Annotated in this window: 5 protein-coding genes; 2 read left to right on the forward strand and 3 right to left on the reverse strand. The window is 74.5% G+C overall.

The window, feature by feature from the left end; translation table 11 throughout:
- Window positions 1–21: 21 nt before the first annotated feature.
- The 3 genes from ACSNOD_RS25735 to ACSNOD_RS25745 form a co-directional block, all read right to left on the reverse strand.
- Window positions 22–792: a 2,3-dihydro-2,3-dihydroxybenzoate dehydrogenase gene (locus ACSNOD_RS25735; protein ID WP_436769440.1), complete on the reverse strand. Its 771-nt coding sequence runs from the start codon at window positions 790–792 to the stop codon at window positions 22–24.
- A gap of 100 nt (window positions 793–892) precedes the next feature.
- Window positions 893–2,062, reverse strand: a complete 1,170-nt coding sequence (locus tag ACSNOD_RS25740) for a 3-deoxy-7-phosphoheptulonate synthase (protein ID WP_436769441.1) — start codon at window positions 2,060–2,062, stop codon at window positions 893–895.
- 56 nt (window positions 2,063–2,118) lie between these two features.
- On the reverse strand, window positions 2,119–3,792 hold the full coding sequence (locus ACSNOD_RS25745; RefSeq protein WP_436769442.1) for a carboxylesterase/lipase family protein: 1,674 nt from the start codon (window positions 3,790–3,792) through the stop codon (window positions 2,119–2,121).
- 398 nt (window positions 3,793–4,190) lie between these two features.
- Between ACSNOD_RS25745 and ACSNOD_RS25750 the strand changes: the two genes are divergently transcribed.
- Together ACSNOD_RS25750 and ACSNOD_RS25755 are read left to right on the forward strand one after the other, a co-directional pair.
- Window positions 4,191–5,363, forward strand: a complete 1,173-nt coding sequence (locus tag ACSNOD_RS25750; RefSeq protein ID WP_436769443.1) for a transaldolase family protein — start codon at window positions 4,191–4,193, stop codon at window positions 5,361–5,363.
- A 304-nt stretch (window positions 5,364–5,667) separates the two neighbouring features.
- On the forward strand, window positions 5,668–7,646 hold a 1,979-nt coding region (locus tag ACSNOD_RS25755), incomplete at its 3' end, for a GAF domain-containing protein (RefSeq protein WP_436769444.1).

Consider the following 7,646-nt stretch of genomic DNA (forward strand, 5'->3'; position numbering starts at 1 on the left):
CGTCGCGCCGGGGGGCGGCGCTCACGCGCCCAGGGACGCGCCTCCGTCGACGGTCAGGTCGTGCAGGGTGATGTGGGCCGCCGCGTCGGAGAGCAGGAAGACGACGGCGTCGGCGACGTCCGAGGGGCGGGCGAGCTTCCGCAGCGGGATGCCGACCCGGTACGCCTCGGGGTTGCCCTCGATGGTGCGCCGCGGCCCGGACTCGTCCGCCCACATCGAGGCGAGCATGGGCGTGTCGGTCGAGCCCGGCGCCACCACGTTGCAGCGGATGCCGAACCGCCCGACCTCCAGGCCGAGGCTCTTGGTGAACATGGTCGCCGCCGCCTTGGACGCGGCGTAGGCGGCCATCTGGGTGCGCGGGGTGTGGGCGGCGTTGGACGCCACCGTGACGATCACCCCGCGGCCGCGCGGCACCATCCGGCGCACCACCGCGCGGGAGAAGTGGAAGACGCCGTGCACATTGACCGCGAAGGTGGTGCGCCAGTCCTCGTCGTCGAAGTCGGCGACCTCCCCGAGCTTCAGCACACCCGCGCCGTTGACGAGGTAGTCCACCGGCCCGAGCGTCCGCTCGACCGCGTCGACCACCCGCTCCGCGGAGCGGCTGTCGGCGACGTCGGCCGGGAAGGCCGTGGTGCGCAGCCCGTCCGCGGCCATCTTCTCCACGATGTCGTCCAGCCGGGCCGCGTCCCGGTCGACGGCGGCCACGGCCGCGCCCCGCTCACCGAGCGCGCGGACCACGGCAGCGCCGATGCCCCCCGCCGCCCCGGTGACCAGGGCCACCTTGTTTTCCATGTCGGGACCTCCCTACGCGCCGTGCGACGCGTGCGAATCTCGCGTGACGAACTGGGGTGGGGTCGGCCCGGCCGGCGGCCGGACGCCCCGTCGGGACCGGTCAGCCCTGCCAGGCGGAGACGACGGAGATGGCCTGGTGGGGGTTGAGCCGCGGATCGCAGAAGCTGGTGTACTTCACGCCCACCTGGTCCACGCCGGACTCGTTCGGCACGCACTCGGTCACATGGTCCGGTGTGGTCTCCAGATGCAGCCCGCCGCCGACACCCCCGCCCGCGCGGACGGCGCACTGGAATTCCCGGATCTCCCGCGCGATCGTTTCCAGATAGCGGGTCTTGAGCCCGTCCGGAGTGGTCACGGTGTTGCCGTGCATGGGGTCGGTGAGCCAGATGACCGGGTGGCCGGCCGCGCGCACCGCGGAGACCAGCGCCGGCAGCCGCTCGCCCGCCACCCCGGCGCCCATCCGGGCGATCAGGGTGAGCCGGCCCGGCTCGCGCGCCGGGTCCAGCCGCTCGCACAGCTCCAGCAGCTCCTCCACCCGCATCTTCGGCCCGACCTTGCAGGCGACCGGGTTGACCACCTCGGCGAGCAGGGCCACATGGGCGCCGTCGACCTGCCGGGTGCGCTCGCCGATCCACGGCCAGTGGGTGGAGCCGAGCATCAGCCCGCCCTGGCCGTCGGGCCGCACCATGGGCAGCTCGTAGTCGAGCAGCAGCGCCTCGTGGCTGGTCCACACGGTCGGTTCGATCGCGGTGCAGCGGCTGTCGCCCCAGCCGAGGTGGCCCATGATGTCCTGGGCGGCCTGGTAGCCGGCGAGCAGGCGCCGCGGGTCGGGGCGGCGGCTCTCGGGGTCCGGCTCCGGGCTGTTGACCATGTGGCCGCGGAAGACGGGCAGTTCCACCCCGCGCACGCGCTCGGTCGGGCTGGAGCGGGGCTTGCCGTACTGGCCGGCCATCCGGCCCGCCCGCACCACCGGCTTGTGACTGATCATCTTGAGCGCGCCGGCCAGCAGGTCGAGCACCGCCGACTTGCGGGCCACGTACCCCACCGTGGACTCGGCCGGGTCCTCGGCGCAGTCGCCCGACTGCACCACCTGGGCCTCCCCCGCGGCGACCCGGGCCAGCAGGTGGCGCAGGGTGCGCACGTCCTCGGCCCGGACCAGCGCGGGGCGGGCGGCGAGCTCCTCGCGGACGAGCCGCACGCGCGCCTCGTCGCCCCACTCCGGCTGCTGTAGAGCGGGTTTCAGTCGGATGTCGAGCTGAGCGTTGTCCACTGATGCCTCCGGTCAGGATTGGGCGGTGAGCAGGGCGGGCCCGGGCGGGCCGGTGGTCACGGGCGCGGGACCAGACCCGCGTGGTCCCAGTGGCGCAGTTGCGGGGCCTTGAACGTGGGGGCCAGGGCGGCCACCCGCTCCCCGCCGAGGACCAGGGTGGTCGGCCGCTCCGGCGCGAAGACGGGCCAGTCGGGCGCGCTCGCGCTGTGCGGCACCCCGGTCCTGGCGAAGGAGGCCACCAGGTCGATGAGGGTGTCGGAGATCCGCCGCTCCAGCGGGCCGTCCCCGAAGACGGGGGCGTTCTCCGGCCGTCCGTAGGTGCCGAACAGGAACGGAGAGGTGGCCTCGTGCGGGGTGCCGAAGTGCGGCGGTCGGACGGGGTGGGCGAACTCCATGACGTACTGGGGGGAGGCGCCCTCGCGGGCGTGCCGCTCGGCGAGCCGCAGGATCTGGTAGCGGAAGAGCCCGTCGCCGTAGACCTCGGTCCAGATCGACAGCGGGTCCTGCGGCAGCCCCTCGGCCTCGGCGGCCGCCCGGTAGGCGGTGACGCACTCGGTCACCTGCCGGTCGTCGACCTCGGCGGCCAGCTTGTACAGATAGGCCCGGATGTAGTCGCGCAGGTCCTCCTCGGTCTTCGGGGGCGGGGTGGGGAAGGGGTAGCCGGGGCCGGTGAAGAACGAGCCCTCGGTGCGGGTGTAGATGGGCATCACGGGGATGCGCGGGGTGGGCAGCTGCCAGTCGTAGCCGCGCATCCAGCGGCCGTCGACGACCGCCGCCTGATACTCGCGGCCGCCGGTGACGGGCCGGGTGGTGGGGCTGCCGGAGAAGATCTTCTCCCAGGCCGCCTTGAGGGCGGTGGCGTCGGCCCGGCGCAGCCCGGCCACGGTGGTGCCCAGCTCGCGCGCCACGCGCTCGTACACCTCCCGGGACTCCTCCGGCGTCAGCGTGACGCCGGGCTCCCAGATGTGGCAGGCGCTGATCGGGACGATCCGCCGGACGATGCCGCGCAGTTCGGGCATGAGCGCGAGCTGGTAGGTGCTGGAGCCGCCGGCGGAGGTGCCGCAGACGGTGATGTTGCCGGGGTCGCCACCGAACGCGGAAGCGTTTCTGTGGACCCAGCGCAGCAGCGCCGCCTGGTCCTGGAGGCCCCAGTTGGCACAGCTCCCGGTCTGCGGGTCGGTGAGGTCCTCGTGCAGGCCCCAGCCGAACGCCCCCAGCCGGTAGTTGAAGGTGATGACGACCATGTCGCCGTACGCGGCGGGGCGGGCCCCGTCGTACTGCGGCTCGTGGCCGGCCCCCAGGAACCAGCCGCCGCCGTGGATGTAGACCAGCACCGGCCGCGACCCCTGGGTGCCCGGCGTCCAGACGTTGGCGTACAGCGAGTCCTCGCTGGAACCCGGCAGATACGACTGGAAGGACGCGGGGCCGAAGGCGGCCGCGTCGCGCACCCCGGTCCAGGGGACCGGGGGCCGCGGCGAGGAGAACCGCAGCGGCCCGACCGGCGGCGCCGCGTACGGCACGCCCCGGAAGACCGAGAGCTCCCCCTGGCGCACGCCCCGGACGAGGCCGGCGCTGGTCCTGGCCAGCGGGCGCTCGGCGGTGGCCGGCCCGGCGGCGGACGGCGTCCGCCCCAGGGCCGCCGCGCTCGGCGCCGCGGCGGTCGCGGCAGCGGCGGCGGCCACCGCCACGAAGGCGCGGCGGCGCAGTTCGGCGAGCTGCGGTTCAGCCATCGGTCCGCTCCCGCCGGCCGGCCTTCGCTGTGCGCGCGGAGGCCGAAGCCGGTGCTGGTGCCATTCCGGTGGACGAGTAGTGGATGACGGCGACATCGATCATGTCCGTGGTGCCCCTCGCTGATCGGACAATCCCCGCCGGGTCCGCTGGTGGAGAAACACTCGGCGGAGAGTGGACTGTCCAGATCTTGTGCTCGCGCCGAGGACACTGCCAATAGCGTTCGGAGCACTCCGTCAGATATGCCGCACTCCATCAGGTCGCCGGACGCGACCCGTTTTCGAGGCGACCTGACTGACTTTTACCGGGTCCTTCGGCTCCGCTCGAGTCCTGCCTTACTCTTGCCGTCCCGCTTTTGCCGTGGCACAGGCGCACCGCTGACGGGAGTTGGGATGTTTCGATGACGGAGCGGACAGCAGTACCGAGCGGCGCGGCCCTGCGCCCCCTCGTGTGTGAGGGCGTCTCCCCCTGGCTGGACGGGAGCTGCCGGAGCCTGCTCGCCTCCGGCGCGACCACCCGCCTGGTGCGGGACACCGGGATGCGCGGCGCCCTGGCCGATCCGGCCATTCTGGCCACCGCCCTGACCGAGGAGCCCTCCTACCGCGACCAGCTCGGCCACCTCGCCGCCCGCGAGGTGGACCCCGCCGCCGCGCTGCGCGCCATCACCGCCTACGACGCCCGCTGGTCCTGCGACGAGCTGCTGCCGGTCTACGAGGCCACCGAGGGCCGCGACGGCTATGTGTCGATGGACCTCGACCCCCGCCCCGGCCGGGACCCGGCGGCGATCGTCGCGGCGGCCCTGTCCCTGACCCGGGCGGTGAACCGGCCCAACGTCCTGGTGAAGATCCCCGCGACGGCGGCGGGCCTGGCCGCCGTGCGGGACTGCCTGGCGCTGCGCCTGGGGGTGCACGTCACCGAGGTCTTCTCCACCGCCCGCTACCAGCAGGTCGTCGACGCCTACTTCGACGGGCTGGAGCGGGCCCGCGGCGACGGGCTGCCGCTCTCCGCCGTCGCCTCGGTGGTCTCGGTGCCGGTGGCGCGGCTGGACCAGGCCGTGGACAGCCGGCTGCGGGCGCTGGGCGGCGGCGCGGCCCGTCGGCTCTCCGGCGCCGCGGGCACCGCGCTGGCCCGGCTGCTCTACCGGGTGTACGAGGAGCGGCTGGGCGGCACCCGCTGGCGCGCGCTGACCTCGGCCGAGGCCCGCCCGCAGCGGCTGGTGTGGCTCACCGCGCCGCCCGCGCCCGCCGTGGCGGAGCCCGAGGGGCTCGTCCCGGGCGCCCTGCGCTACGCCGAGCGGCTCGTCGCCTGGGGCACGGTCAGCGCGCTGCCGCCGGCCGCGCTGCGCGCGGGCGTCGCCGCCGAGCGGCTCACCGGGGACACGCTCACCGACGAGCACGAGGCCGGCGAGGAGGTGTGGCGCGGGCTGGAGGGGCTGGGCATCGGCCGGAACGCGACGGCGGCCGCGCTGGAGGCCGAGGGCGAGCGCCGCGGCCGGGAGATCTGGCGCCGGGTGCGGGCGGGCGTCCGCGAGGGCCTGCGGGCGGCAGCGCTGCCGCGCACGGCCCACGCGTGAGAAGCGGCCGTACGACGCGGGCCGAAGCCCGTGCGTACGACGCCGCGTGAGCGGTTTCCGTCGAATGACACGGGGCCCGGGAACGAATTCCGCTCGGAAATCACCGACGCCCTGCCGGAATCCCCGTGGACGATCGATGGACCCGTTCCCCGAGTCCCGGTAGAAATCCCACACGGGGACCGCCCCGGCCCCTTTCCGGCCATCCGTCCCACCCGTATCGCGTGCGGTGTTGAACAGTTGACGCTCAGTCCGGAGAATGCGTAGCTTCCGCGGGGAGAGCCATTGCTCGAACAAAGCCGTGGCTGTGGAACCGGAATTCGCGGGGGAGATCGTGACCCAGGACGGGAGCTGGTCGGCGGACGCCCTCACCGTGCTCGAACTCCTGGCGAACGAGGCCCCCATCGGCCAGTTCGAGTCCCTGGTGGCGGAGGCCCGCCGCAGGGGGGTGTCGGGGCCCGAGCTGGAGCTGCTGGAGCGCGCCAAGGGGCTCGGCCTGAGCGTGCACGCCCAGCTCGACCGCCGCCAGCAGCGCGAGGCCGGCCTCTTCGCGCTCGTCGAGACCGCCCGCGACCTGGCCATGCCCTACGACCTGGACACCCTGCTCAAGGTCATCACCCGCCGCGCCCGCACCCTGCTCGGCCTCGACATGTCGTACATCGGCCTGCCCGACGAGGAGCAGGGCTTCTTCTACGTCCGCACCTCCGACGGCCACACCTCCACCCTCAACGTGGGGCTGCGGCTGCCGGACGGCACCGGTCTCGGCAGCGACGTGCTGACCCGCCCGGCGCCGTTCTGGACCCCCGACTACCTGGCGGACGAGCGCATCCACCACAACAGCGTCGTCGACAACGTCATCCGCGCCGAGGGGCTGCGCGCCATCCTCGCCGTCCCCCTCAGCCACGGCTCGCGCCCGTACGGGGTGCTGTACGCCGCCGACCGGAGCGTGCGGCACTTCTCCGCGGACGAGATATCCCTGATGAGCTCGCTCGGCGACCTGGCGGGCGTGGCCATCGAGAAGGCCCGGCTGCTGGACGACGCGACCGCCACGGTCACCGAGCTGCAGCAGAACGCCGGGGAGGCCCAGGCGGGCCTGCGCGGGCTGCGGGAGCTCGGCGAGATCCACGCCCAACTGATCGATCTGGTGCTGGCCGGCTGCGACCTCACCACCCTGGCCCGGGAGGCCGCCCGGCGGCTCGGCGGCGCGCTGCGCGTCCGCTCGGCCAACGGCACCGTGCTGACGACCGTCGGCAGCGTCCCGGAGGACGAGGGCCGGGCCGCGATCATGGCGGGGATGGACGCCCATGCCGCGCGCGAGCCGGTGCCGCTGGACAACGGCCTGTGGGCGGCGCCGGTCCTGGCCGACCACGAGAGCCTGGGCACGCTGACGCTGGCGCCCGGCCGGCCGTTCACCGAGCGGGACGAGCGGCTGCTGGGCCTCGTCGCCCAGGCCACCGCCGTCCTGCTGATGCTGCACAGCAGCCGCACCGCCGCCGCCGAGGGGCACGTACGGGACGAGCTGCTCGACGACCTGCTGGCCGACCGGCCGCGCCCGCCGCGGCAGCTGGAGCGGCGCGCCACCCGCCTCGGCCTCGATCTGAGCACCCCGCACGTGGTCGTGGTCGCCCGCCCGGAGGGCGAGGCGCCCGGCAAGGCGTCGATCTGGGCGTCGAGTTACGCGCACCGCCTGGGCGGGCTGAAGACCGTGCAGGGCGGCTCGGCGGTGATGCTGCTGCCCGGCGGCGACGCGGGCGAGGTCGCCCGCGCCGTGGCCGACGAGCTGACGCCGCTGCTGGGCCACCCGGTGACCGTGGCCGCCGCGGGGCCCGTCACGGACACCTCCGGCGTGGCCGGTAGCCACCAGGAGGCCCTGCGCTGCCTGGACGCCATGACGGCGCTGGGCGCGACCGGCCGTGCGGCCTCCGCCCGCGAGCTGGGCTTCCTGGGGGTGCTGCTCTCCGACAACCACGACGTCGAGGGGTTCATCGACTCCGCCATCGGCCCGGTGCTCGACTACGACCGGCAGCGGTTCACCGAGCTCACCCGCACCCTGGAGGTCTACTTCGACACCGGCGGCAGCCCCACGTACGCGGCCAAGGAGCTCCATGTGCACCCCAATACGGTCGCCCGCCGGCTGGAGCGGATCGGCGAGCTGCTGGGGGCGGAGTGGCAGAAGCCGGACCGCGCGCTGGAGGTCCAGCTCGCGCTCCGGCTGTCCCGCGTCCGCCGGGGCCCCCCGCGTCGTCGAGGCCGCTGGAGCCGCTGGAGCCGCCGGGGGCACCGGGG

Source organism: Streptomyces sp. URMC 123 (assembly GCF_051386515.1).
Lineage (GTDB): Bacteria > Actinomycetota > Actinomycetes > Streptomycetales > Streptomycetaceae > Streptomyces.